The 23,950-nt window shown below is 62.1% G+C and carries 20 protein-coding genes; 14 read left to right on the top strand and 6 right to left on the bottom strand.

Going from position 1 to position 23,950, the window contains the following annotated elements:
* Positions 1–271: 271 nt before the first annotated feature.
* The 10 genes from AB7M33_RS22615 (at position 272) to AB7M33_RS22660 (ending at position 10,769) form a co-directional block, all read left to right on the top strand.
* Entirely contained in the window at positions 272–1,738 is a 1,467-nt protein-coding gene (locus AB7M33_RS22615; RefSeq protein ID WP_454243660.1) for an FAD-dependent oxidoreductase, read from the top strand.
* 106 nt (positions 1,739–1,844) lie between these two features.
* Positions 1,845–2,462, top strand: a complete 618-nt coding sequence (locus tag AB7M33_RS22620) for an acyltransferase (RefSeq protein WP_085273376.1) — start codon at positions 1,845–1,847, stop codon at positions 2,460–2,462.
* On the top strand, positions 2,455–3,411 hold the full coding sequence (locus tag AB7M33_RS22625; protein ID WP_238211723.1) for a glycosyltransferase family 2 protein: 957 nt from the start codon (positions 2,455–2,457) through the stop codon (positions 3,409–3,411). The genes AB7M33_RS22620 and AB7M33_RS22625 overlap by 8 nt, the downstream gene beginning before the upstream one ends.
* Before the next feature lie 8 nt (positions 3,412–3,419).
* Positions 3,420–3,950 carry a serine O-acetyltransferase gene (locus tag AB7M33_RS22630; protein WP_099454027.1) on the top strand — a complete coding sequence of 177 codons (531 nt, stop codon included), beginning with the start codon at positions 3,420–3,422 and terminating at the stop codon, positions 3,948–3,950.
* 5 nt (positions 3,951–3,955) lie between these two features.
* Positions 3,956–4,933, top strand: coding sequence for a glycosyltransferase family 2 protein (locus AB7M33_RS22635; RefSeq protein WP_454243661.1), 978 nt, complete (start codon positions 3,956–3,958; stop codon positions 4,931–4,933).
* Positions 4,934–4,940: 7 nt separating this feature from the next.
* A complete protein-coding gene (locus tag AB7M33_RS22640; RefSeq protein WP_085273372.1) occupies positions 4,941–5,942 on the top strand; it encodes a VirK/YbjX family protein in 1,002 nt (333 codons plus the stop codon).
* 49 nt (positions 5,943–5,991) lie between these two features.
* Entirely contained in the window at positions 5,992–7,194 is a 1,203-nt protein-coding gene (locus tag AB7M33_RS22645; RefSeq protein ID WP_454243662.1) for a glycosyltransferase, read from the top strand.
* Positions 7,191–8,378 carry a glycosyltransferase family 2 protein gene (locus AB7M33_RS22650; protein ID WP_099429442.1) on the top strand — a complete coding sequence of 396 codons (1,188 nt, stop codon included), beginning with the start codon at positions 7,191–7,193 and terminating at the stop codon, positions 8,376–8,378. The genes AB7M33_RS22645 and AB7M33_RS22650 overlap by 4 nt, the downstream gene beginning before the upstream one ends.
* Positions 8,378–9,142, top strand: coding sequence for a WecB/TagA/CpsF family glycosyltransferase (locus tag AB7M33_RS22655; protein ID WP_265969041.1), 765 nt, complete (start codon positions 8,378–8,380; stop codon positions 9,140–9,142). Before AB7M33_RS22650 ends, AB7M33_RS22655 begins: the two co-directional genes overlap by 1 nt.
* Positions 9,143–9,353: 211 nt before the next feature.
* The gene (locus tag AB7M33_RS22660; RefSeq protein WP_085273370.1) at positions 9,354–10,769 is read left to right on the top strand and encodes an undecaprenyl-phosphate glucose phosphotransferase; all 1,416 of its coding nucleotides are present in this window, start codon (positions 9,354–9,356) and stop codon (positions 10,767–10,769) included.
* A 32-nt stretch (positions 10,770–10,801) separates the two neighbouring features.
* Here AB7M33_RS22660 and AB7M33_RS22665 read toward each other — a convergent pair whose 3' ends face one another.
* Positions 10,802–11,737 carry a LysR substrate-binding domain-containing protein gene (locus AB7M33_RS22665; RefSeq protein WP_099429440.1) on the bottom strand — a complete coding sequence of 312 codons (936 nt, stop codon included), beginning with the start codon at positions 11,735–11,737 and terminating at the stop codon, positions 10,802–10,804.
* Positions 11,738–11,883: 146 nt separating this feature from the next.
* On the opposite strand from AB7M33_RS22665, the gene AB7M33_RS22670 reads away from it, so the two are divergent.
* Positions 11,884–13,260, top strand: a complete 1,377-nt coding sequence (locus AB7M33_RS22670; protein WP_454243663.1) for an L-serine ammonia-lyase — start codon at positions 11,884–11,886, stop codon at positions 13,258–13,260.
* Between the two features lie 165 nt (positions 13,261–13,425).
* On the opposite strand, the gene AB7M33_RS22675 is transcribed toward AB7M33_RS22670, so the two are convergent.
* The 4 genes from AB7M33_RS22675 to AB7M33_RS22690 form a co-directional block, all read right to left on the bottom strand.
* Positions 13,426–14,103, bottom strand: a complete 678-nt coding sequence (locus AB7M33_RS22675) for a DUF3313 domain-containing protein (protein ID WP_265969038.1) — start codon at positions 14,101–14,103, stop codon at positions 13,426–13,428.
* A gap of 390 nt (positions 14,104–14,493) precedes the next feature.
* Entirely contained in the window at positions 14,494–15,789 is a 1,296-nt protein-coding gene (locus AB7M33_RS22680; RefSeq protein ID WP_454243664.1) for an NAD(P)/FAD-dependent oxidoreductase, read from the bottom strand.
* 14 nt (positions 15,790–15,803) lie between these two features.
* Complete coding sequence (locus AB7M33_RS22685) at positions 15,804–16,892, bottom strand: polyamine ABC transporter substrate-binding protein (protein WP_027596783.1); 1,089 nt, start codon at positions 16,890–16,892, stop codon at positions 15,804–15,806.
* Between the two features lie 129 nt (positions 16,893–17,021).
* A complete protein-coding gene (locus tag AB7M33_RS22690; protein WP_027596784.1) occupies positions 17,022–18,380 on the bottom strand; it encodes a glutamine synthetase family protein in 1,359 nt (452 codons plus the stop codon).
* 152 nt (positions 18,381–18,532) lie between these two features.
* Here AB7M33_RS22690 and AB7M33_RS22695 point away from each other — a divergent pair, with 152 nt between their 5' ends.
* Positions 18,533–19,432: a helix-turn-helix domain-containing protein gene (locus AB7M33_RS22695; protein ID WP_099429435.1), complete on the top strand. Its 900-nt coding sequence runs from the start codon at positions 18,533–18,535 to the stop codon at positions 19,430–19,432.
* An 81-nt stretch (positions 19,433–19,513) separates the two neighbouring features.
* Complete coding sequence (locus AB7M33_RS22700) at positions 19,514–21,427, top strand: AAA family ATPase (RefSeq protein ID WP_454243665.1); 1,914 nt, start codon at positions 19,514–19,516, stop codon at positions 21,425–21,427.
* A 36-nt stretch (positions 21,428–21,463) separates the two neighbouring features.
* Here the strand turns inward: AB7M33_RS22700 and AB7M33_RS22705 are convergent, their stop codons facing one another.
* On the bottom strand, positions 21,464–22,849 hold the full coding sequence (locus AB7M33_RS22705) for an aldehyde dehydrogenase family protein (protein WP_027596787.1): 1,386 nt from the start codon (positions 22,847–22,849) through the stop codon (positions 21,464–21,466).
* Between the two features lie 106 nt (positions 22,850–22,955).
* Here AB7M33_RS22705 and ptrR point away from each other — a divergent pair, with 106 nt between their 5' ends.
* On the top strand, positions 22,956–23,822 hold the full coding sequence (gene ptrR / locus AB7M33_RS22710) for a putrescine utilization regulator PtrR (protein ID WP_454244250.1): 867 nt from the start codon (positions 22,956–22,958) through the stop codon (positions 23,820–23,822).
* Positions 23,823–23,950 lie beyond the last annotated feature (128 nt).

A 23,950-nucleotide genomic window follows, 5' to 3' on the forward strand; every position in this document is an offset into this window, starting at 1 on the left:
GCCAGAGGCGGGCGATGGTGCAATGTGGGGGCGGTCGAGTGACTGATTGTTAACACTTCATCGAGATAGGTCTGGGGATCATGGGGAAGCTTACGTTGTGTACTCCGCAGTTGGGTCGTAGGGGTTTTCTCCAGAGCTGTGTCCTGCTGGGCGTTGGCGGCGCGGTGTTTGGGGTGGCCGCAGACGTTGCCCGCAAACCCGTCGAAAAAAACGGGTTCGTGGTGATCAACGGCTGGGTGTTGCCTTCTCAGTACTTCCGGAACGAGCCAGCATGATCAAGGACTATCAGCAGCAGAAAACGCTGCGTGACGACTATGATTTTTGCATCATCGGGGCCGGCCCCGCTGGCATTACCCTGGGCCTGCGGCTGGCAGCTGCGGGTTGGAACGTGCTGCTGGCCGAGGGCGGTGGGCGTGAGTATTCACCGCACTCGCAAGGGCTGTACACGTGCGCCTCGACGGGGCTCGAACTGTACGCCGCAGAAACACGCCTGCGTTACCTGGGCGGCACGTCCAACCACTGGGCAGGGCGCTGCCGGCCGTTCACCCCCTCAGACTTCGCCATGGCGCCGCCCGGCGACTTGCCCGGCTGGCCGATTTCCTACTCGGAGATCGAGGGCTACCTGGCTGCGGCCATGGACATCGTCGATTTGCCGCCAGGCTCGGAGTTTCACGCGATGAACACCGGGCTTGCGGGTGATGACTTCGAACCCGACCGCTTCCTGCTGAGCCCCCCAACGCGCTTTGCGCAGAAGTACGCGACTGCTCTGAACGAGACCCACGGGCTGGATGTGTTCATCAATTGCAACTGCGTCGACCTGGAGTTCGACAAAGCGTCGGGCCATGTGGTGGCTGCGGTGGTGTCCGATTACGACCGTCATCGTCAGCGCGTGGTGGCCAGAAACTTCATCCTGGCGACGGGTGCCATCGAGAATGCCCGGCAGTTATTGAACAGTGAATCCCTGTTGGCCGCGGGTATCATCAACAAGGAAGGGCTGACCGGGTGTTGCTTCATGGAGCACCTGAACATCGACATGGGCACGTTCATCCTGAAGTCGGACCAGGACACCCAGATGCGTCAGTACTACACCACCGACGCCTTTGTTGAGGAGTACCAGGCCGGTAAAGGCAATATCACCGCTGCACTGCTTTCGGACGTGCAGACGTATGGCCGCACGGCCGAGGTCAAACACTTTCTGGAAAACCTTGCCTGTGACATGGGCGTTGCCGACAAGATCGCCTTGGTCGCCAAGTTCAGTTGCCCGGGCGACGGTGTGATCGGCACCATGATCGAGCAGTTTCCCAACCGGCAAAGCCGCATTTCATTGCTGAATGAGAAAGACGAGCTGGGGGTGGCCAAAGTGAACGTGCATTGGGCACTGAGCGAAAGTGACAGGCACACCATCAAGTGCATCGGCACCGAACTGGCCAAGCAATTTGCCGACATGGACTTGGGCTTCGTCAAGCTCAACGACTTCGTCTACGACACATCGGTGCCGTTGAAGATGGCGCCACATGCCCATCACATGGGCACCACGCGCATGGCTGCGTCACCTGAGTTCGGTGTGGTCGACGCCAATTGCAAAGTGTTCGGCACCCAGAATCTCTATGTGGCGGGAAGCAGTATCTTTGCCAAGGGCGGCGCGTCCAACCCGACCATGCCGTTGTTGCAGTTTGCCGTCAGGTTGGCGGACCACCTCAATGAAAAGTTGAAATCGGCTACGGGTGCCGCGGTGTAACGCACGTTGTAAATGGGTTGAGTGCGAGGCGGTCAGCACCAAGAAGAATGAGACCGAAGTCGCCTCAGGGACAGTTCAGAATCGCTTTGATTGCGAGGCTCGCAGAATGAATGGATGGATACGGAGTGCACTGACGCGTTATGTCAACTCGACCGGGCGGGGAAGCTCGACGTACAAGAAGTTGTGTAATCCAACGGGGCGAGAGTGGGGGAGCTATCTAACCCGTTGGGGTAAGTTTCATTCGGTAGGGGCCAACTTTCATATGAACCCAGGGTGCAACGTGACCGACCCTGCGCTGGTGCGCATCGGTAACAACGTCGGCCTGTCGGATTGCACACTGATCGGCCACGACGGCGTGGTGGCATTGATCGAGCTCTGCTACGGGAAACACCTCGATTCGGTCGGCTATATCGACATCAAGGACAACTGCTTCATCGGCCATGGCGCGATTGTGATGCCCCGCGTGACCATCGGGCCCGATGCGATCGTCGCTGCCGGTGCGGTCGTCACCAAGGACGTGCTGCCGGGCACCGTGGTGGGTGGCAACCCGGCCAAATTCATCTGCACCACCGAAGCACTGATCAAGAGGGTGGAGGAGCGCTGCGAAAGCTACCCGTGGATAGAACTGGTCAAACAGCGCAAAGGTGCCTTTGACCCGACCGTGGAGCCTGCCCTTGCCGCGCAACGACGGCAGTACTTCTTTGGGGACGGTAGCAATGGATAGAAAACCCGTCGATGTGATGGTGGTCAATTTCAATACCGCGTCCTTGCTGCAGCCCATGTTCGATGCGCTGCGCCAGGCCGACAGCGAAAAGCTCGCCAGTTACCTGGTCGTCGACAATGCCTCGGTCGATGATTCTGTGGAGCGCATGGCCAAGGTGTGCCCCGAGGCGCTGTTGCTGAGCAACAAGAAGAACGTCGGTTTCGGGCGCGCCAACAACCAACTGCTGGCGCACTTGAAGGGCAAGTACGCACTGCTGCTGAATACCGATGCCTTCGTGGCGGCCGATTCACTGGCCAAGACCATCGAGTACATGGACAACCACCCCGAGTGCGGCGTGCTGGGCGTGCGCCTGGAGGGCCGCGATGGCGACCTGCAACCCAGTTGCCGCTACTTCCCCACACCCCTGAACGTGTTTGTCGGCCGTACCGGGCTGGGCCGTTTCTTTCCAGGCTTGAAAATGGTCGATGAGATGACCTGGGACCATGGCTCGGTACGTGAATGCGATTGGCTGCCCGGTTGTTTCTACCTGGTGCGTCGCGAAGTGCTGGACCAGGTGGGCCTGTTCGATCCGCGCTACTTCCTCTATTACGAGGAGGTTGACCATTGCAAGCGGGTCAAGGAAGCGGGCTGGAAGGTCGTCTTCTATCCCCATACCACGGTGGTGCATATCGGCGGCGAAAGCTCCAAGTCGGTCAGCGAACTGGAAGCGGCCAGCCGGCAGATTTCCAGCTACCAGATCGAAAGCGAATTGCTGTACTTCCGCAAGCACCACGGCGTTGCCGGGCTGGCGCTGCACATGCTGCTGGTGTGTGTGGGTGACCTGGTACTGGCACTCAAGGCACTGCTGAAGGGGCGAGGTCGCGCGGCGATCCGGGCGTGCTGGCGGCACTGCCAGACTACCTGGTCGCTGTTGTTCAAGACACGGTTCGCAAGCCAACCCACACGGTAGGTGACGTCATGTTCGAGAATATCCGCGCCGACTTGCGTGCACACGGTGGTGATTGGGGCGCCCAGGGGTTTTGGGTATTGCTGGTGTATCGCTTCGGGCGCTGGCGCTATGGCGTGCGCCCGGCACTGTTGCGCAAACTGTTCTCCATCCTCTACAAGATCCTGTTCAAGTTCGTGCAGATCATTACGGGTGTTGAATTGCCCTGCGAGGTTGTGATTGGCCGCAACTTCGTCATCGACCATTTCGGCGGCATCGTAATCAGCGGTTATGCCCGCTTTGGCGATGACTGCCGGATTCGCAACGGCGTGGTGGTGGGGCTGAAGAATGTCAGCGAGCCGATTGCGCCGGTGTTCGGCAATAACGTCGATATTGGCACAGGTGCCAAGGTGCTGGGCAACATCCGCATTGGCAACAACGTGGTCATCGGCGCCAACGCCGTGGTGCTGGTGGACGTGCCAGACAACGCGTTGGCGGTCGGCGTGCCTGCGACCATCAAGCTGCGCAACCCCACCGAGGCGGCGCAGTGCACGGTCGAGTGAGGCCCATGGAGACAGGTATCGGCGTTGTAGTGATTGGACGCAACGAGGGCCTGCGCCTGGAGCGCTGCCTGCGCTCGTTGGCGCACGGTGCGGACCGGGTGGTGTACGTGGACTCAGGCTCCACCGACGGTTCCGTGCAGATGGCACAGGCCCAAGGGGTCGAAGTGCTGGCGCTCGACATGAGCCGGCCGTTTACCGCAGCTCGGGCCCGCAACGAGGGCTTCACCCGCCTGCAACGCCTGTTGCCGTCGATGCGCTACGTGCAGTTTGTCGACGGCGATTGCGAGGTGGATGCGGCCTGGCTGGGCAATGCCCAGGCCTTCCTTGACGCACGCCCAGACGTAGCGGTGGTGTGCGGGCGGCGCCGTGAGCGGTTCCCGCAACGCTCGGTGTACAACCTGCTGTGTGACCTGGAATGGGACACGCCCATCGGTGAGGCCAAGGCCTGTGGGGGGGATGCGTTGATGCGCATCGATGCCTTCACGCAAGTGAGCGGTTTTCGCCCGGATCTGATCGCCGGCGAAGAGCCGGAGCTGTGCGTTCGCTTGCGCGCCAAGGGGTGGAAAATCTGGCGCCTGGCCGCTGAGATGACCTTGCACGACGCTGCCATGACGCGTTTCAGCCAGTGGTGGCGGCGCAGCTTGCGCGCCGGCCATGCCTATGCCGAGGGTGCCTTTTTGCACGGGCGAGCGCCAGAGCGCCATTGGTTGCGAGAGTCCCGCCGCGCTTGGCTCTGGGGCTTGGGCATCCCCCTGGCGATCGTGTTTGCCAGTGGCCTGCTGGGTGTGTGGGCGCTGCTGCTGTTGCTGATCTACCCGCTGCAAGCGGTGCGCCTGGCGCGTCGCGCTGGCAAGCCGACACGCGAGCGCTGGCTGCAGGCGGTGTTCCTGGTGCTCGGCAAATTCCCTGAAATGCTTGGGCAGGTAAAGTTCCTGATGAACAGGTTCTCTGCCGGCAAAGCCGTGCTGATCGAGTACAAATGAGATTCCTATGATTGCCAGATCGATAGTGAAAAGTGTGCTCACCCTGCAGCCCGGCTACTCGCTGCGGGCCTTGAACAACAAGGTCAAGCTGACGCGGCAGATCACCCGCGAGTGGCCCGCGCTGAAGGCCTTCATGCAGCGCATGTCGACGGCGCTGGGTGATGACCGGTTTGCAAGGCTTGGGGTCGATTGCATTGGCGTCGTGCAGTGGCCCTACATCAGCAAGGGCTGGGAGGCGCAGGAGCGGCTCGGTGTGGTGGCGTCGCATTTTGAGGTGGTTGCTCGGCAGTTTCCCACGTTGCTGCTGCTCGGTCGCGACGAGCGCCTGACCCTGTGTGACCTGTCGGCCTATTCGAAGGGCTGCGCCCTGGTGCTGGACCGGCCGATCTGGTTCAAGCGCGAAGGGGAGCTGGTGCTGAACCTGTTCCAAGGGGATTTGCGCGTGGCATCGCTGGCGTTCAGCCTGTGCCGCCAGCACGGTGAGCTGTGCGTGTTCATCGGCGCCGTGCAGGGCATTCACAAAGGCATCGACAGCGAAACTTCGCTGAACATCTACCGTGACCTGACCAAGGACTTCGAGGGCCTGCGCCCGCGCAGCTTCCTGCTGGAGGCCTTCAAGTGCATCGCCAGAACGCTGGGGGTGGTGCGCATCTACGCAGTTGGCGATGCGCACCGGCATCATCGCCATCCTTACTTTGGCGCTGACAAGGCACACGACCTGGCCGCCCATTACGATGCCATCTGGCTGGAAAACGGCGCAACGCCTTCGGAGCGCGACGACTTCTTCAGCCTGCCGCTGGCCGCTGCCAAACGCGCCGCAGACGACATCGCGCCCAAGAAACGTGCGATGTACCGCCGCCGTCATGCCTTGCTGGATGAGGTATTCGCGCGCGTTGAAGCGGCTTTATCAGGCAGCGAGCCCGTCCATGGGCTACAAGGGATGAAGGGGGATGTGCTTGAACGTGCATCGGCAGGGAGCCCGCCGCCGGCGATCGACAGCCTGAAGTAACGGGTTGCAGTTGGTAAGGCTCATTACGCAGGCATTGATCTGGATTTATATGCGCATTGCTTACTTCATCAATCAGTACCCGAAAGTCAGCCACAGCTTCATTCGACGCGAAATTCTGGCGTTGGAGCGCCAGGGCATGGAGATCCAGCGCATTGCCTTGCGGGGTTGGGATGCCGAACTGCAGGATGACGAGGACATCGCCGAGCGGGGCAAGACCCGCTACGTGTTGCAGCACGGCCTGAAGGGGTTGTTGGCGCCCACGCTGCAGGTGCTGCGTGCCGAGCCACGACGCTTTTTCGCCACCCTGTGGTTGGCCCTGCGCCTGGGCCAGCGGGCGGACCGCGCCTGGCCCTATCACCTGGTGTACCTGGCCGAGGCCTGTCAGGTACTGCTCTGGTTGCAGGCCTTTGGCGCGAAGCATGTTCATGCGCATTTTGGCACCAACTCCACCGAGGTGGTGATGCTGGCCCATGCCCTCGGCGGGCCTGCCTACAGCTTTACCGTGCACGGGCCGGAAGAATTCGACAAACCACAGTTTCTGCACGTGGGCGAAAAAGTCCGGCGCGCCGCGTTTGTGGCGGCGGTCAGCTCGTATGGGCGCAGCCAGTTGTTCCGTTGGGTGGCGCACGAACACTGGGAGAAGGTGAAGGTCGTGCATTGCGGCCTGGAGCGCGACTTCCACGCGGTTGCCGCCGTTGTCGCACCCTCGGCGCCACGCCTGGTGTGCGTCGGGCGCCTGTGCGAGCAGAAGGGCCAACTGTTGCTGATCGAGGCGGCCCACCTGCTGGCCACCCAAGCCATTGCATTCGAGCTGGTATTGGCGGGTGATGGCGAAATGCGCGAGCAGATCGAGGCCTTGGTCACTCGGTATGGTCTGCAGGCGCAGGTACGCATCACCGGCTGGATCAGCAGCGCCCAGGTGCGGGAGGAAATCCTCGCTGCCCGTGCGCTGGTGCTGCCGAGTTTCGCCGAAGGCCTGCCGGTGGTGATCATGGAGGCCATGGCATTGCGCCGGCCGGTGCTGACCACCTACGTGGCAGGCATCCCGGAGTTGGTGCGCCAGGGCGAAAACGGCTGGTTGTTCCCCGCCGGCACGGTAGAGGAGTTGGCTGCGGCAATGGCCGACTGCCTGTCGCAACCGGCCGACGTGTTGCAGCGCATGGGCGAAGCCGCTTACCAGCGGGTGCTGCAACGCCACGATATCGACACCGAGGCCGCCAAGCTGGCCCGCTACTTCAAGGCATCCGCATGATCAGCATCGTGGCGTGGTTATTGAGCCTGGTGGCGTTTTGCATCTTCGTGCCCGCGCTGGTGCTGTTTGCGCAGGTACTGCTGGCGTGCCTGCCGGTGCGATCACGACCTGGGGCGGATGGCAGGCGCCCGCGCGTGGCGGTGCTGGTGCCCGCGCACAACGAGGCCTTGATCATTCGGTCGACCCTGGCCAGTGTCGGCCCGCAAATGCTGGCGCATGACCGCTTGCTGGTGGTGGCGGACAACTGCACCGACGACACCGCGCAGTTGGCACGCAGCGCGGGCGCTGAGGTGGTGGAGCGCGACAGCGACCTGTTGCGCGGCAAGGGGTATGCGCTGGATTTCGGTGTACGGCATCTGGCGCAGCGTCCACCCGAGGTGGTCATTATCGTTGACGCCGATTGCCAGGTGGGCGAGGGCGCCATTGACCTGCTGGCACGCCGTTGCCTCGAAGCTTCACGGCCGGTGCAGGCGCTGTACCTGATGCGCGCGCCCGCCGGCGCGGGCCTGAAGGTGCAAATCGCGGAATTTGCCTGGCGGGTCAAAAACCTCGTTCGCCCGCGTGGTTGGGCACGCCTGGGCTTGCCCTGCCAGCTGATGGGCGCGGGTATGGCCTTCAGTTGGCGCGACCTGGTTGCGGTCGACCTGGCCAATGGGCACCTCGTCGAAGACTTGAAGCTTGGCCTGGACTTTTGCCGAATCGGCAAACCGCCGCTGTTTTGCCCGGATGCGCAGGTCACCAGCCAGTTTCCGCTTAGCCAGGAAGGCTTGAGCAGCCAGCGCACCCGCTGGGAGCATGGCCACCTGGGGGTGATCCTGGCCGAGGTGCCCAAGCTGCTGGTGAGCGCGGTCACTCGGCGTAACGCGCCCTTGCTGGCCATGACCCTGGACCTGCTGGTGCCGCCATTGGCGTTGCTGGTCATGGCCCTGGTAGGGGTTGCATGTGTTGCCTGGCTGGCCGCGCTGCTGTTCGGTATCACTGCACCTGCATGGGTCGCCACGGGTGCCCTGGTCATGCTGGGTGTTGCAGTTCTGCTGGCGTGGGGCCGGTTTTCTCGTGAACTGATCCCCTTTTCGGTCTTGCTTTACGCCCCGTTCTACGCCGCGAGGAAGATACCCCTGTACCTGGGGTTCTTGATCAAGCGACAGGTGGAGTGGGTGCGCTCGAAACGGGATGACAGCTAATGGGCGAATGGCAAAGCAGCTGGAAAGCGATTATCGGCAAACTTCAGACCGTGAGTGACCCTGCACACGAGCAGCGCTTGCTCGAGGCCCTGTGCCAATCTGAGGCGCCCACGGTGCTGGGTTTCGTTAACGCCCACGCCATGAACCTGGTCGCGGGCAATGCCAATTACTGCCAATCGCTGGCCTCGGCCGATGTGCTGCTGCGCGATGGTGCCGGCATGTCAATCCTGTATCGCCGCCTGGGGCTGGCTCCTGGGCTGAACATGAATGGCACGGATTTCATCCCCAAGCTGCTGGCGGCCTTCAAGGGGCGGCGGGTGGCATTCTGGGGCACTCAGGAGCCGTTCTTGAGCCGGGCCGTAGCGTGCAGCGAGGCGCGGTTTGGTGTGTTGCCGGTGTCGGTTCACGACGGGTTTGCCGAAATGGCCACCTACCTGGAGCTTGCGCGGGTAACGCAGCCAGAGCTGATCGTGCTGGGCATGGGGATGCCCAAGCAAGAAGCCGTTGCCGCTCGTCTGGCTGCCAGTGGGGGCCCGTGCCTGATCGTGTGTGGCGGGGCGATTCTGGATTTTCTCGGCGGCAAGGTCAGCCGGGCACCGCAATGGCTACGGCGATTGGGCGGGGAGTGGGTCTACCGCTTGCTGAGGGAGCCCAGGCGCTTGTTCATGCGCTACGTGGTGGGCAACCCGCTGTTCCTGTTACGCACCCTGTTGTGCACCAAGGCAATGACGCTCGAGGCCCGAAACACCCCAAGGCGCATCTGATGATTCTGCCACCTGAATCGTCTGAAACGGCCAAAAGCCAGGGCAGGGGTGATTCTGCCCGCTGCGTGGGCGGGCGACTGCTACAGTAATAGCAAGCGCCCAGGGGGGCGGCGAAGACCATTCAGTGTACAGGATCATATTTTAAAGGCTGGTATTGATTGACTGAATAAGCTGCCGGGCATTTGCTACGCGCTAATTAATGAGGTCTGAAATGGTTCTCGAACCCAGAAGCAGTCGTTCCTTACTTCAACGAAGAAGCAGCGTAAGTAACGCCATTCAGGCCGGCCTTGATGGGATTGCAGTCACCGGCGTCGCCTGGTACTTGATCTACGATCAGTTTGGTCACATTACTTCGGATTATGTGATCATGCTGCTCTTGTTGATTGGGGCGCTGGCCGTTATTTATGATCATTATGCGATCTATCGGACCAACGTTGGCTTGTCCATCAAGGCGTTCAGGTTATTCAAGGCCTGGTCAGCAACGTTTTGTTTTCTGGTGGTCATGGCGTTTTTGACCAAACAGAGCGAAACGTATTCGCGGTTGTTGGTGGTGCAGTTGTTTGTCATTGGTTATGTCGTGCAGTTGTTTTTGCATTTTGCAGTGCGTGAACTGCAAAAACGGTTTACCGCGCACGCCCGGCTGGACAACGCACTGATTATTGGCGCCGGCGACCTGGCCAACTTCCTGCACCAGAAGATCAGCAACAACCCGTGGTTCGGTGAGCGTGTGCTGGGGTGTGTGCTGATAGACGATGTGGCTGAGCAGGGCGCGCCTGATGCAAAGCAACGCCTGCCTGTGCTGGGCCACGTCGCTGACCTTGACGAGATCGTTGCCAAACATGCCATTCGCACGGTGTACTTGGTGACGCCATTAGGCGGCTCGGCGGTCATTAACGAAGTGTATTTGAAGTTGCTCGACAAGTGCATTGCAGTGAACTGGGTGCCGGATATCTTCTCGCTGCGTTTGATCAACCACAGCGTCCGCGAAATTGCCGGTATCCCGGTATTGACGTTGTCAGAAACGCCGTTGACCGGTATGAGCCTGTTCCTTAAAAACCTCGAAGACCGAGTACTCGCCGCACTGATATTGTTGTGTGCATCGCCGGTGCTGTTGGCAGTGGCCATTGCGATCAAGCTAGACAGTCGCGGCCCGGTATTCTTCAGGCAAGAACGCATGGGCTGGACCGGTGAATCGTTCCGCATCTGGAAGTTCCGCAGCATGCATGTTCACCAACCGGAAAACGGTGTGGTCAAACAGGCCCAGAAGAACGACCCGCGGCTGACCCGCGTTGGGGCTTTTATTCGCAAGACCAGCCTGGATGAACTGCCGCAGTTGTTCAATGTATTGACCGGCGAAATGTCGTTAGTGGGGCCGCGCCCGCATGCACTTCAGCACGACACGCTGTATTCGCAGGATATTGTCGACTACTTCGCGCGACACAACATCAAGCCCGGCATGACAGGCCTGGCACAGGTCAGGGGGTTCCGGGGTGAAACCAAGGACATCGAGCAGATGATCCAACGGGTCGACTCGGACATCGAGTACATCAACAACTGGTCCTTGTGGCTCGATTTCGTCATTTTGGTGCGCACGCTGAATGCCTTTACCGGCAAGCAGGCCTATTAGCCGGGGCCGACCAGCGGCCCCGTGGCAGGCACTCAACCCAACGGGTGCAATTCCCTGAACCCACGGGCCTCTTCCACCAGCCAGTCATGCACCGCGCGGGCACCGGGCTGGGTCAGCCCGCCCGGTGGGTAATGCACCACGTAGCGCTTGTGGTTGGCGATCGCCACGCCGAACGGCACGATCAGCGCCCCCCGTTCCAGTTCATCGTTGAGCAAGGTCCGCCGCGCGATTGCTACGCCAACCCCGGCAATCGCCGCTTCGATGGTCAAGTGGTTGCGGTTGAAGGTGTGGCCCCTGCGCACGTCCAGGCCGCCTGCGCCAATGCCTTCCAGGTAGAACTCCCATTCAGCGTACTCCGAGGCCCCTCGCCAGGCGGTGATGTCGTGCAGCAGCGGGTAATGCGCCAGGTCAGCCGGCCCGTGCAGCGGCGGGCGACCGCGCAGCAGGGTGGGGGAACACACGGGAAAGATCTGCTCGTCCAGCAATGGCGTCGACAACATGCCAGGGTAACTGCCGTCGTTCAGGTCGATGGCCAGGTCGAAGTCGCCCGGGTGCAAGGCTTGCGCACTGTCTTCGGCCACCAGCCGCAACTCGATGTCCGGATACCGCTGTTGAAAGCGCGGCAGGCGCGGCGTCAACCATTTGGCCAGGAAGGAGGGGATCGAGCGCAGGCGCAGGGTGCCGCGGATCTCGCCGGCGTCCAGGCGCAGCAGCTCGGCCTCGATGCTGCCATAGGCCTCTGAAACCGTTTGCGCCAGGCGTTGGCCTTCGGCGCTCAGCTCAACCCCACGGGCGCGGCGCAGGAACACGCGATAGCCCAGCCGTTCTTCCAGCTGGCGCATTTGCTGGCTGACGGCGCCAGGGGTGATGTGCAGTTCTTCGGCGCAGCGGGTAAATGACAGATGCCGGGCCGCACAGGAGAACACATGCAACCAGACGAACATTTGGCCATTGAGTTGTCGTCGCATCGTTTAGTACCACTAAAGGCTTGCTTAGGAAGTTTCGTTGGTCATCCACGCGGGAGCAGGTCAGTATCGCTCAAGTTCGCAGTAGTGTTCAATTTCCCCAGAGAACCGCGCATTGGCGATTCTGCCCAACGCGGTCAGGCATTAGTATGGCTATCAGTATTTTCGACCTCTTCAAAATCGGCATCGGCCCTTCCAGCTCTCACACCGTAGGCCCGATGCGTGCAGCGGCAACTTTTGCCCAGGCCCTGCGTGAGCGTGGCTTGCTGGCCCGGGTCAGCCGCGTCGAAGTGCGTCTGTATGGCTCGCTTTCGGCCACGGGAGTTGGCCACGCCACCGACCGTGCCTGCCTGCTTGGCCTGATGGGGCAGTGGCCCGACCGGATCGACCCGGCCACGATCGAGCCACGCATCGGCCAGGTGATGCAGGAGCAATGCCTGATGCTCGATGGCAGCCATCCCCTGGCGTTCAATTACACCCGCGACATGCTGCTGCTTGAGCAAAGCCTGCCGTACCACCCGAACGCCATGAGCCTGGAAGCACTTGACGGGCAGGGCAGCCTGTTCAGCCAAACCTACTATTCGGTGGGCGGTGGTTTCATCGTCGAGCAGCAAGAAATCGATGCCCCCCAAAGCGAGGCGAATGCGGTCGAACAGCCGTATCCGTTTGCCAGTGCGGCTGAGCTGTTGGCGCTGTGCAAGGCGCACGGAATGGGCGTGGCGCAGCTGATGATGGCCAACGAATGCGTCTGGCGCCCGGAAGCCGAGGTACGCGAAGGCTTGATGCGCATCTGGGCGGCGATGCGTGAATGCGTCGACAATGGCCTGCGCAATGAGGGCATCCTGCCGGGCGGGCTCAAGGTCAAGCGCCGGGCTGCACGTTTGCACCGCAGCCTGCAGGAGTTGGGCAAACCGAACGTGATCGGCTCGACCCTGAGCGCCATGGAATGGGTCAACTTGTTTGCCCTGGCGGTCAACGAAGAAAACGCCGCCGGCGGGCGCATGGTGACAGCGCCCACCAACGGTGCGGCGGGGATCATCCCGGCCGTGCTGCACTACTACATGAAGTTCAACCCGGATGCCTGCGACGACGATGTGGTGAGGTTCCTGCTGGCGGCGGCCGCAGTCGGCATCCTGTGCAAGACCAACGCGTCGATCTCCGGTGCTGAAGTGGGTTGCCAGGGTGAAGTGGGCTCGGCGTGCTCGATGGCAGCCGCTGGCCTGGCCGAAGTGCTCGGTGCTACGCCGCCGCAACTGGAAAATGCCGCGGAAATCGCCCTGGAGCACAACCTGGGGCTGACCTGCGACCCGGTAGGTGGCCTGGTGCAGGTGCCGTGCATCGAGCGTAATGCGATTGCCGCGGTCAAGGCGATCAACGCGGTGCAAATGGCCCTGCGCGGTGATGGCGAGCATTTCATATCGCTCGATCAGGTTATCCGCACCCTGCGCGACACCGGTGCGGACATGCATTCCAACTACAAAGAAACCTCGCGCGGCGGCCTGGCCGTCGCCTTTGTCGAGTGCTGATTCGCAGCCCTAGGTTTACTCAGGGGGCCGTTGCCTTACCCGATCAAGGGCATTGACACGCTACCCGGTAGGAGCAGCCTTGTGCTGCGAAGAGGCCAGTGAACACATCATCAATCTTCGCTGCTGTCACTGGCCTCTTCGCAGCACAAGGCTGCTCCTACACGGTCAACGGCTCTTCTGTTTCAGCGTCAGGAAGCTCGCGCGCATGTCTTTGGCCCAGCCGTCGAGCACCGGTTTGACGTCATTGAGGGTGAGTTTCTGGGTGTCGTTCTCCAGCTCCTTACCCGCGCCCTTGCGCACCACCTGAGCGAGCACTTTCTGACTGGCACCGTCCAGGAAGGCCGCCTCTACGCCAACATCTACTTCCTGGTCACGGCCGCCCATGGCGGTATTGACCCCCGCCGAGATCAGCGCAATCGGGATGACCTCATAAGGCTTTAGGCCTTCGTTGCTGGTAGACACCGCGGTGATCGCCGGGCGTACCACGATGGTGCCTGGGCCGGGGGCTTTGGCCAGGGTCAGCACGCTGCCCAATTCACGTCGCATGGCTTCGTTGAAGTAACGGGTAATCTCCTGCAGCGTCTGCGCCGAAATGACCGCTGTCGGTTGCGGCTTGGGGTAGAACTGGCTGGGCTCGATGAACACCTGGCTGTATTGATTGACGTTGACCTTGGGGTCGATCCAGCGCATCACCGGCGCGCCGGATGGGCTTTCAGCGGGCTGCAAGCGGCTGTAGTCCTTCAGAAAACCGGAGTAGTCACTGGGGTCCACGCGGTTGCTGGAGCAGGCGGCTACGGCCAGCAAAGCTGCGCACAACAAGGTGATGCGGGGCAATGATTTCATGATCGTGATGCATCCATGAGAGGTCGGCCAGAACAACGCTAGCAGGTGCAGGGCAGTTGGCCAGTGGGCAGTGTATTTCTTGGCGGTGTAGGCGGTAGGCTGTGATGGGTACGGCGGTGGATTTTTAGCGCTTTTGAGATCGAGCGCCGCCCGTGCGGCGCATCGCGAGCAACGCTCGCTCCTACGTTTGTTTTCGGCCAGTAACGCCTGTGACAGGCGCGCACGACCGCCTTGTTTGTTCGACGCGATATCGCGTCATGCGCCAAGGCGGTCGCGCGCATTTGCCCCAGGAATAACTGGCCCGAAACAAACGTAGGAGCGAGCGTTGCTCGCGATGCGCCGCGCGGGCGGCGCTCGATCTCAAAGGCGCAACAACCCTCAAGTCGAGCGCTACCCCAGCACCTCGCGTAACCGGTACCACAACATCCCCAACGCCAGCAGCGGTGAGCGCAATGCCTTGCCGCCCGGGAAGGTCAGGTGGGGTACCGCACTGAACACGTCCAGCCCTTGGCTGTGGCCCACGGCAATACCCTCGGCCAGCAGCTTGGCTGTCCAGTGGGTCACGTTCAGCCCGTGCCCTGAATAGCCTTGGGCGTAGTAAACGTTAGGGTGCTGGCGCAGCCGCCCGACCTGCGGGAAGCGGTTGGCCGTGATGCCGATCATGCCGCCCCATTGGTAGTCGATGCGTACCTCGGCCAACTGCGGGAACACCTTGAGCACTTTCGGCCGCATGTACGCGGCGATGTCCTTGGGGTCGCGCCCGGAATAGTGGCAGGCACCGCCGAACAGCAAACGACGGTCGGCAGTGAGGCGGTAGTAGTCCAGGCCGACCTTCTGGTCGCAAAGCGCCATGTTCTGGGGGATCAGGCTATTGGCGAGCGCCTCGGGCAGTGGCTGGGTGGCCACCACGTAACTGCCGGCCGGCAGCACCTTGCCGCTCAGGCGCGGCTCCAGTTCATCGAGGTGCGCGTTGCAGCCAAGCACGAGGCTCTGTGCCCTGACCTTGCCGCGGGCGGTATGCAGGGTCACGGTCGGGCCGTGGTCGATGCGTAGCACCGGGCTCTGCTCGAAAATGCGCACGCCAAGGGCTGCGGCCGCACGTGCTTCGCCCTGTACCAGGTCCAGTGGGTGCAGATGGCCCGAGCCCATGTCGACCAGGCCGCCGGCGTACTGGTCGCTGGCGACGATCTGGTGCATGTGCTCGGGGCTGACCAGGCGGGTTTCGTGGCGATAACCCAGCGCGGCCAGGTCCTCCTGTTCTGCCTTGAAGGCGGCAAACTGGGCGGGGGTGTTGGCCAGTTCGCAGAAGCCCCACCGCAGGTCGCAGGCAATGCCGTATTGCTCGATGCGCCTGGCCACCAACGCGACCGAATCGATGCCGGCCTGTTGCAGGTAGCGCACGCCGTCCTGGCCGACATAGCGGGCAAAACCACTGACGTCATGGCCGATACCGCGGATCAGTTGGCCGCCATTGCGCCCACTGGCACCCCAGCCGATCCGCCTGGCTTCCAGCACGATCACCGAAAGGCCGCGCTCGGCAAGCTCCAGTGCGGTATTGACCCCGGTCAGGCCACCGCCGACCACGCACACATCGGCGCTCAGTTCGCCGTCGAGGCTGGGGTAGGGCGCCGTCTCGCGTGCCGTGGCGGCGTAGTACGAAGCGGTGTGCAGCGTATCGAAAGGCATGGTGCGTTCTCGGCTCAACGGTTGGACTTGATCTTGCTCCAGGAGCGGGTCATCACGCGCATGATCTTGGGGCTTGGCGTGCTGGAGATGTACAGCTTGTCCAGCACTTGCTGGGGTGGATAGACCTCGGGGTTGTTCACCAGGGACGCATCCATGTAGGCCTGGGCGTCGGGGTTGGCGTTGGCATAGCCGACCGTGGCACTGACTTTAGCGATTACTTGAGGCTCAAGCAGGTAGTTGATGAACGCTAGTGCCTGGTCCGGGTTGCTGGCGTCCTTCGGGATGGCCAGCAGGTCGAACCACAGGTTGCTGCCTTCCTTGGGAATGCTGTAGGCAACCTTGACGCCGTTCTTGGCTTCCACTGCGCGGTTGGCAGCCTGGAACACGTCGCCGGAGTAGCCGAAGGCCACGCAGACATCGCCGTTGGCCAGGTCCGAGACATATTTGGAAGAATGGAAGTAGGTGATGTAGGGCCGCAGTTCGAGCAGGCGGGCTTCAGCCTTGGCATAGTCTTCGGGCTTTTCGCTGCGTGGGTCCATGCCCAGGTAGTTGAGAATGGCCGGGAACAGCTCGTCGGGCGAGTCCATGAAGGCCACGCCACACTGCTTGAGTTTTTTCAGGTTCTCGGGCTCGAACAGCACCGCCCAGGAGTCGATGTGGTCCACGCCCAGCGCGGCCTTGACCTTGTCGACGTTGTAGCCGATGCCATTGGTGCCCCACAGGTAGGGCACCGCGTACTGGTTGCCGGGGTCGTTCTGCTCAAGCTGTTTGAGCAGTTTAGGGTCCAGGTGCTTCCAGTTGGGTAGCTTGCTGCGGTCCAGCGGCAAAAACGCACCGGCCTGGGCCTGGCGGGCGAGGAAGTGGTTCGAGGGCACGACCACATCGTAGCCAGTGCGGCCGGCCAGCAGCTTGCCCTCCAGGGTTTCGTTGGAATCGAACACGTCATAGACCACCTTGATCCCACTGCTGGCCTGGAAGTCGGCCAGTGTCGTGTCACCGATGTAGTCGGTCCAGTTGTACACGCTGACGGTCGGCGCGGCCTGGGCAGCTGCGCCGAACAGTAAGGTGAATGCAGCGGGAACCAGGGATTGCAGATGACGCATGTCGACACCTCGTTGGTCTTGTTCTTGGGTTCGGTGTATCGGGGGCTGCGTTGCAGCCCTTTCGCGACGCAAGGCCGCCCCCACAGGAAAGCGTGGCCTTGCGTCATCGCACGGGCAGTGCCCTTGGGTTTAAACGCTGAGCATCAGGAATTCACGTTCCCAGGAACTGATCACCCGTTTGTAGTTCTCGTGCTCGGCACGCTTGACCGCTACGTAGCCTTGGACGAACTGCTTGCCCAGGTACTGCTGCACGGTTTCGCAGTCTTCCATGTGCTGCAGGGCATCCTCGATGGTGATGGGCAGGCGCAGGTTGCGTCGCTCATAAGCCCGGCCCTGCACCGGCGCACTCGGGTTGATCTTCTCGACCATGCCCAGGTAGCCGCACAGCAGGCTGGCAGCGATGGCCAGGTAAGGGTTGGCATCAGCGCCCGGCAGGCGGTTTTCCACGCGCATTGCGTCGGGGCTGGAGGTCGGCACACGCAGGCCGGCGGTGCGGTTTTCTTCACCCCACTCGACGTTGACCGGTGCCGACGTGTCCGGCAAGAAGCGGCGGAACGAGTTGACGTTAGGTGCGAACATCGGCAGCAGCTTGGGGATGTACTTCTGCAGCCCGCCGATGTGGTGCAGGAACAGCTCGCTCATGCTGCCGTCTTCATTGGCGAACACCGGCTTGCCGGTCGCGATGTCGACCACGCTCTGGTGCAGGTGCATGGCACTGCCAGGTTCGTCAGTGATCGGCTTGGCCATGAAGGTGGCCGCCACGTTGTGCTTGAGCGCGGCTTCACGCATGGTGCGCTTGAACACGGTGATCTGGTCGGCCAGGTCCAGGGCGTCGCCGTGGCGGAAGTTGATCTCCATCTGCGCCGGGCCGTCTTCATGGATCAGGGTGTCCAGGTCAAGGCCCTGCAGTTCGCACCAGTCATAGACGTCTTCGAACAGCGGGTCGAATTCGTTGGCGGCATCGATCGAAAACGACTGGCGACCGCTTTCTGCGCGGCCCGAGCGCCCCAGGGGTACCTGCAGCGGCAGGTCTGGGTCTTCGCAACGCTTGGTCAGGTAGAACTCCATCTCCGGTGCGACAATCGGCTGCCAGCCTTTGTCGGCGTACAGCTTCAGCACCTTCTTCAACACGTTGCGCGGCGACAGCTCGATCGGGTTGCCTTGCTTGTCGAAGGTGTCGTGAATCACGATCGCGGTCGGCTCGATTGCCCAGGGGATCTGGTACACCGCAGTCGGGTCAGGGCGGCAGACCATGTCGATGTCGGCGGCATCGAGCAGGCTGTAGTAGATGTCGTCGTCAACGTAGTCGCCGGTGACCGTCTGCAACAGCACGCTCTCGGGCAGACGCATGCCACGTTCGTGCAGGAATTTGGCGGTCGGTGCGATCTTGCCGCGGGCGATGCCGGTCAGGTCGCTGATCACGCATTCGACTTCGGTGATCCGGTGTTCTTTCAGCCACGTGGACAGCTGATCGAAGGGGGCGTTCATACAGACCTCTTGGTTGGGTTTTTGTGTGCGCGGCGGGAGCGGGTGGCTTCCCAGGTGACGCGCTGGAGACTATCTTGGTCGCAGCCCCCCGGGGCGATCTATCCACTTTCTACGATAATCAATGCACCAAAAGAGTGCATACAGGACAATGCGTGACAACGCTCAACGCCTTGCAGGTTCAGGCTTTCCACACCACCGACGTCACCGAGCAGGTGCGTGCCACCCCTGGCTGGCAACAGCAATACCGGCAAATGTCGCCCGGGCATTTCAGCGGCGAACTGCGTTGCCTGGGGCTCGATGGCGTGGAGGTTTATGAAGAGCGGCTCAATACCCGAGTCGAGCAGTTCTTTCGCCCCCCCAGTGGATCGCTGGCGTTCTGTTTCGACCGCAGCGAAAACAGCCTGTACCTGCTCAACGAGCAGAGCCGCAATATCTGGATCACCCCGGAGAACTACGAAGAGGTGGCCGTGGTGTTCGACCAGGCGTTTCTGGCCCGTCATGGCCTGGATACGCAGCGCCTGGAAGGCTTGTTCATGGTGCCATTGGGCAGTGGCCAGAACGCCTTGTTCGGCAGTTGGCTGAGCGCCACCTTGACCCGTCTGGGCAACGCCGATTGCCCGCTGCAGGGGCAGGCGCTGGCGGAGCAGTTGCTGGAAGACTGCCTGTTCATCCTCGACAGTGCCTGCCAGCGGCTGGACAGCGGTGCGCTGGGCAGGCGCAGTGAAGAGCGCTCGATCATGCGCCGGGTCAGTGAATGGGCGGCGGACTGCCCCGAAGAAACCCTCAACCTAGTGGCACTGGCTGACGTGGCCGGAGTTTCGCTGCGCCAGTTGCAGCAGGCGTTCAAGGCCTTTACCGGTATGCCGCCGGGGACCTGGCTGCGGTTACGCCGGCTAAACGGTGCGCGACGGGACTTGTTGCGCGGTGGCGAGGTAACGGTAGCGGAAGTCGCCATGCGCTGGTCGTTCTGGCACCTGGGGCGGTTTTCCGAGAGTTACCGGCAGCTGTTCAAGGAGTTGCCGAGCGAGACCCTGAAACGGCGCAGGGGCTGAGGGCCGGCAGCCGGCACATTGAACCCAGCACCCCCCACGGAAAGTTGCTATCGTGCCGACCTGTTTCCACCCGAGGTCCCGATGTTCTACCTGCCATTGCCCAGCGACCAAGCCGACCGCCTTGCCAGCGAACCCACCGCCAGCGACTTTTTCCCGACTGCCAGTTTGCTGGAGGCCGCGGCGGTGCTGTTCGTGCAAAACCTGCCACGCCAGCCCGCCACTGCAACGGCCGACGCTCAGGAGCGGCGCTTTGCCGAAATCGTGCGCATCGCCAACGAGGTCGAAACGGCCGCGCCGGGGCGCTTTCAAGGCCAGGTGGCGCAGCACTTCGACCGCGAGGCATTCGCCATGGGCCTTGGCATGCTGGGTGAGAATGGCATCGGTTTGCTGTCCGCCGAGGTCCAATACGACGTCGAGGACCTGCACGATGACCAAGGCCAGTGGAGTTTCCAATTTGCCGATACCTACCGCCAACAGGTCACGCCGCTGCACCCCGTCTATCTGCCATCGCTGGCCAGCGACCTGCTGCTGAGCGATCAACAAAACCGCCTGCTGCGCGAGTTTCTGTCAGGTGTTGACGAGTCGGTGGCGGTGCAAGGCTTTGCCGGCACCGGCAAGACGTTCCTGATTCACCAGTTCGCCCGTTTGCTCGACCCCCAGCGCACGCTGCTGCTGGCCTTGACCGAGGGCCAGCTGCGCGCGTTGCAGGCACGCGTCAAGGACGCCCAAGCCTACACCGCACTGACCTTCGGCCAACTGGCAGACGAGCTTCTCAACCGAGACCTCACCAGCAACGGTTGGCGCTTGCGTGACCCGTACCGCACCAAATTGTCCTGGCGCCCGCAGGAGGCGCAGGTGGTGAAGTGGCTGAATATCCCCGATATCGGCCCGCTCGCGGCCCGCGACGTGGTTGCCTTGTGCATCAAGGCCGTGCGCAGTTTCTGCCGCAGCGGCGATGCAGAGGTCCAGCTGCACCATTTGCCTTGGGCCGGGCCGGGCACCTCGCCACTGGACCAGGAAGTGCTGCTGGAAAAGGCCCGGCTGTACTGGCAGGAGCTGATTCGCCCCTCAGCGCGGGAGATTCAACTGCCGGTGCGTGATTACCACCGGGTCAAACTGCTGTCGCTGACCGCTGACATGATCGACAGTCGGTACACCCACGTCATCGTCGACGAGGCCCACGAGCTGTCGGCACCGATGCTCGCCGTGCTGGACCGCAGCCCGCAGTCGATCATCACCCTGGGCGACGAGCTGCAGAACCTCAATGGCCTGAGCCCGCACCACGGTGGCTTCATCCGCCAGCGTTACATCGACCATTCGCTGCGCGCCGGGCCCGCCATGGATAACGTCCTCAACCCGCTGATCCAGGCGCATCCGGCCAAGATCCAGGCGGCATTCAGCGGCAGTGCCGAGCACTACACCCGGGTCAGTTTCTTCGACACGGTCACGGTGCCAGAGCAGCCCACGGCACTGATTGTCGATGACGAGTGGGGCCTGTTTGGCTGGTTCCAGCGCCTTACGCACCAAGGGGTGCCGTTCGTGTTGTTGAAGAGTGCGCGCAAGGATTTCGAGCTGTTCGTCGAAGATTGCATCGAGCTGTACCGCTACGGCACCCGGCCGCGTCACCCCATGCTGTTCCGCTACGCCAGTTGGCAGGCGCTGGAGCAGGACAAGGGCGACGACAAAGCCTTCGTGGCGGTCGCCAACATGCTGCGCAAGGGTTATACGCCAGAGCATTTCGCCAAGGCCAAGAGCCGTTATCGCTGGGACAAGGCGCCCAAGCTGTTCCTGGGGCGGGTGCGGGACGTGAAGAACATGGAATTCGCCCGGGTGATGGTGTCACCGGAGCTGATGGTCGCGCCCGTGGCGGCGGGCAATCGCAACGAACGGGCGCGGATGCTGGCGGGCCTGTATACCGCCTGTTCGCGGGCACGGCATGAACTGATCGTGCCGGGGGGGATGCTGGACTGGGTGAAGGACCAGGTCAGGGACTGAGGAAATCGGGGCCGCCAGGCGGCCCCGATTTCCCTGTCAATTACGGTCCAGCCACACCGTTTGCGCGTTGGTGAATTCCCGCACACCAAAGTGCGACAATTCGCGGCCAAAACCACTCTTCTTCACGCCGCCAAAGGCGACGCGGGGGTCGGATGCGCAGTAGCCGTTGATGAACACGCCACCGGTATCCAGTGCTGCGGTCATGCGTTCAGCCAGCGCATAGTCGGCGGTGTAAATGGTCGACGCCAGGCCGAATTCGCTGTCGTTGGCCAATGCCACGGCATGGTCGGCATCCCGCGCAGTGATGATCGCCGCCACTGGCCCGAACAGTTCCTGCTTGAACGCGGTCATTTCCGGGGTGACGTTGGCAAACACGGTCGGTGCGTAGAAGTTGCCCACGCCTTCGATCTTGTTGCCGCCCAGCAGCAAAGTAGCGCCTTCGGCGAGTGTCGCCTGAACCTGCCCATCGAGTTCATCGCGCAGGTCGTAGCGGGCCATCGGGCCGATGTAGGTGTCGTCTTCCAGCGGGTTGCCAACCTTCAGCTGGCGCGTTGCTTCGACAAACTTTTGAGTGAACGCTTCAACGATGCTTTCTTCGATGATCAGGCGTTTGGCCGCCGCGCAAACCTGGCCGGTGTTCTGGTAGCGACCGATGACGGCCGCCTTGACTGCGGCATCCAAGTCGGCATCAGCCAGTACGATGAACGGGTCCGAACCGCCCAGCTCCAGCACGCACTTCTTCAGCGCGGCGCCGGCTTGCGCACCGATCGCCATGCCAGCGCGCACGCTGCCGGTCAGGGTCACGGCGGCAATGCGAGGGTCGTTGATGGCGCGGGTGACACCGTCCGGCGTGACGTTCAGTACTTCAAAGACGCCTTCCGGCAGGCCGGCATCCTTGAACAGTTCGCCCAGCAAGTAGGCGCTGCCCATGACGTTCGGGGCGTGCTTGAGCACGTAGGTATTACCCGCGAGGATCGCCGGCACAGCACCGCGCAGCACTTGCCAGATCGGGAAGTTCCACGGCATCACGGCCAGGATCGGGCCCAGCGGGCGGTACTCGATGCGCGCTTTTTCGACCTGGGTCGGTTCCGCTGCCAGCATGGCAGGGCCGTGCTCGGCGTACCAACGGCACAACCCGACACACTTGCTCACTTCGCCCCGGGCCTGGGTGATCGGCTTGCCGATTTCACGGCTGATCATTTGCGCGAACGCTTCGGCCTTGGTTTCCAGCGTGTTGGCCAGGGCGAGCAACCACTCACTGCGCTGACCCAGCGATACCTGGCGCCATTGGCCATAGCCCACCTTGGCGCGTTGCAGCGCCGCTTCCAGTGCGGCGTCGGTATCGAACGGGTAGGCGCCAATCTGCTCGCCGCTGTGCGGGTCGAGGGAGATGGCGTGGGTCAGGCTGCTGATCGCGCTCATGGTGGAAACTCTCGCTGTTGTTGATCCGTGACGCCAGACTAGTGGTGTAGGGATTTAATGAAAACTGAATAATAATGAGCGAAACATTCACGTTTGGAGAATGACTGTGGACCTGGTGCAACTGGAAATCTTCAAGGCAGTGGCCGAGCAAGGCAGCATCAGTGCCGCCGCGCAGCATATCCATCGGGTGCCCTCGAACCTGACCACGCGTATCAAACAGCTGGAGGAAGACCTGGGCGTCGAGCTGTTCATCCGCGAGAAAAGCCGCCTGCGCCTGTCGCCAGCGGGCTGGAACTTTCTCGAATACACCCGGCGCATTCTCGACCTAGTGCACGAGGCGCGGCTAACGGTGGCCGGCGAAGACCCGCAGGGCACCTTTGCCTTGGGTTCGCTGGAAAGCACCGCAGCCGTGCGGATCCCGGCCTTGCTGGCGGCTTATAACCAGCGCTACCCCAAAGTCGACCTGGACCTCTCGACCGGGCCGTCGGGGACGATGCTTGAAGGGGTGCTGTCTGGGCGATTGGTAGCGGCCTTCGTCGATGGGCCGGTGTTGCACCCGACGCTGGAAGGCATGCCAGTGTTCGAGGAAGAGATGATGGTCATCTCACCCCTCAACCATGCGCCCGTAACCCGCGCCCAGGATGTCAACGGCGAGAATATCTACGCATTTCGGGCCAACTGCTCGTACCGCCATCACTTCGAGAACTGGTTTGTGCAGGACCAGGCCGTGCCGGGCAAGATCCACGAGATGGAGTCGTATCACGGCATGCTGGCATGCGTAAGTGCTGGTGCCGGGTTGGCCATGATGCCGCGCAGCATGCTCGACAACATGCCGGGGTGCAGCACGGTGAGCGCCTGGCCGATGTCGGAGGATTTCCGGTATTTGAAGACCTGGTTGGTGTGGCGGCGGGGGGCGGTTTCGCGCAGTTTGAGTATGTTTGTGAAATTGTTGGAAGAGCGGCGCCTGAGTTGATCTTCCAGGTGCGATAAGACAGGGGGGATAGCACACGCCGGATTGTGCAAGCTTGCGAGGCCTCGGGGACGCGGCATAGGTCTACGGTCCTGGAAGTAGAGGAGTTTTTCACTGCATGGCATTCCGTC

The sequence above is a fragment of the Pseudomonas sp. Y3 TE3536 genome (genome assembly GCF_053629175.1).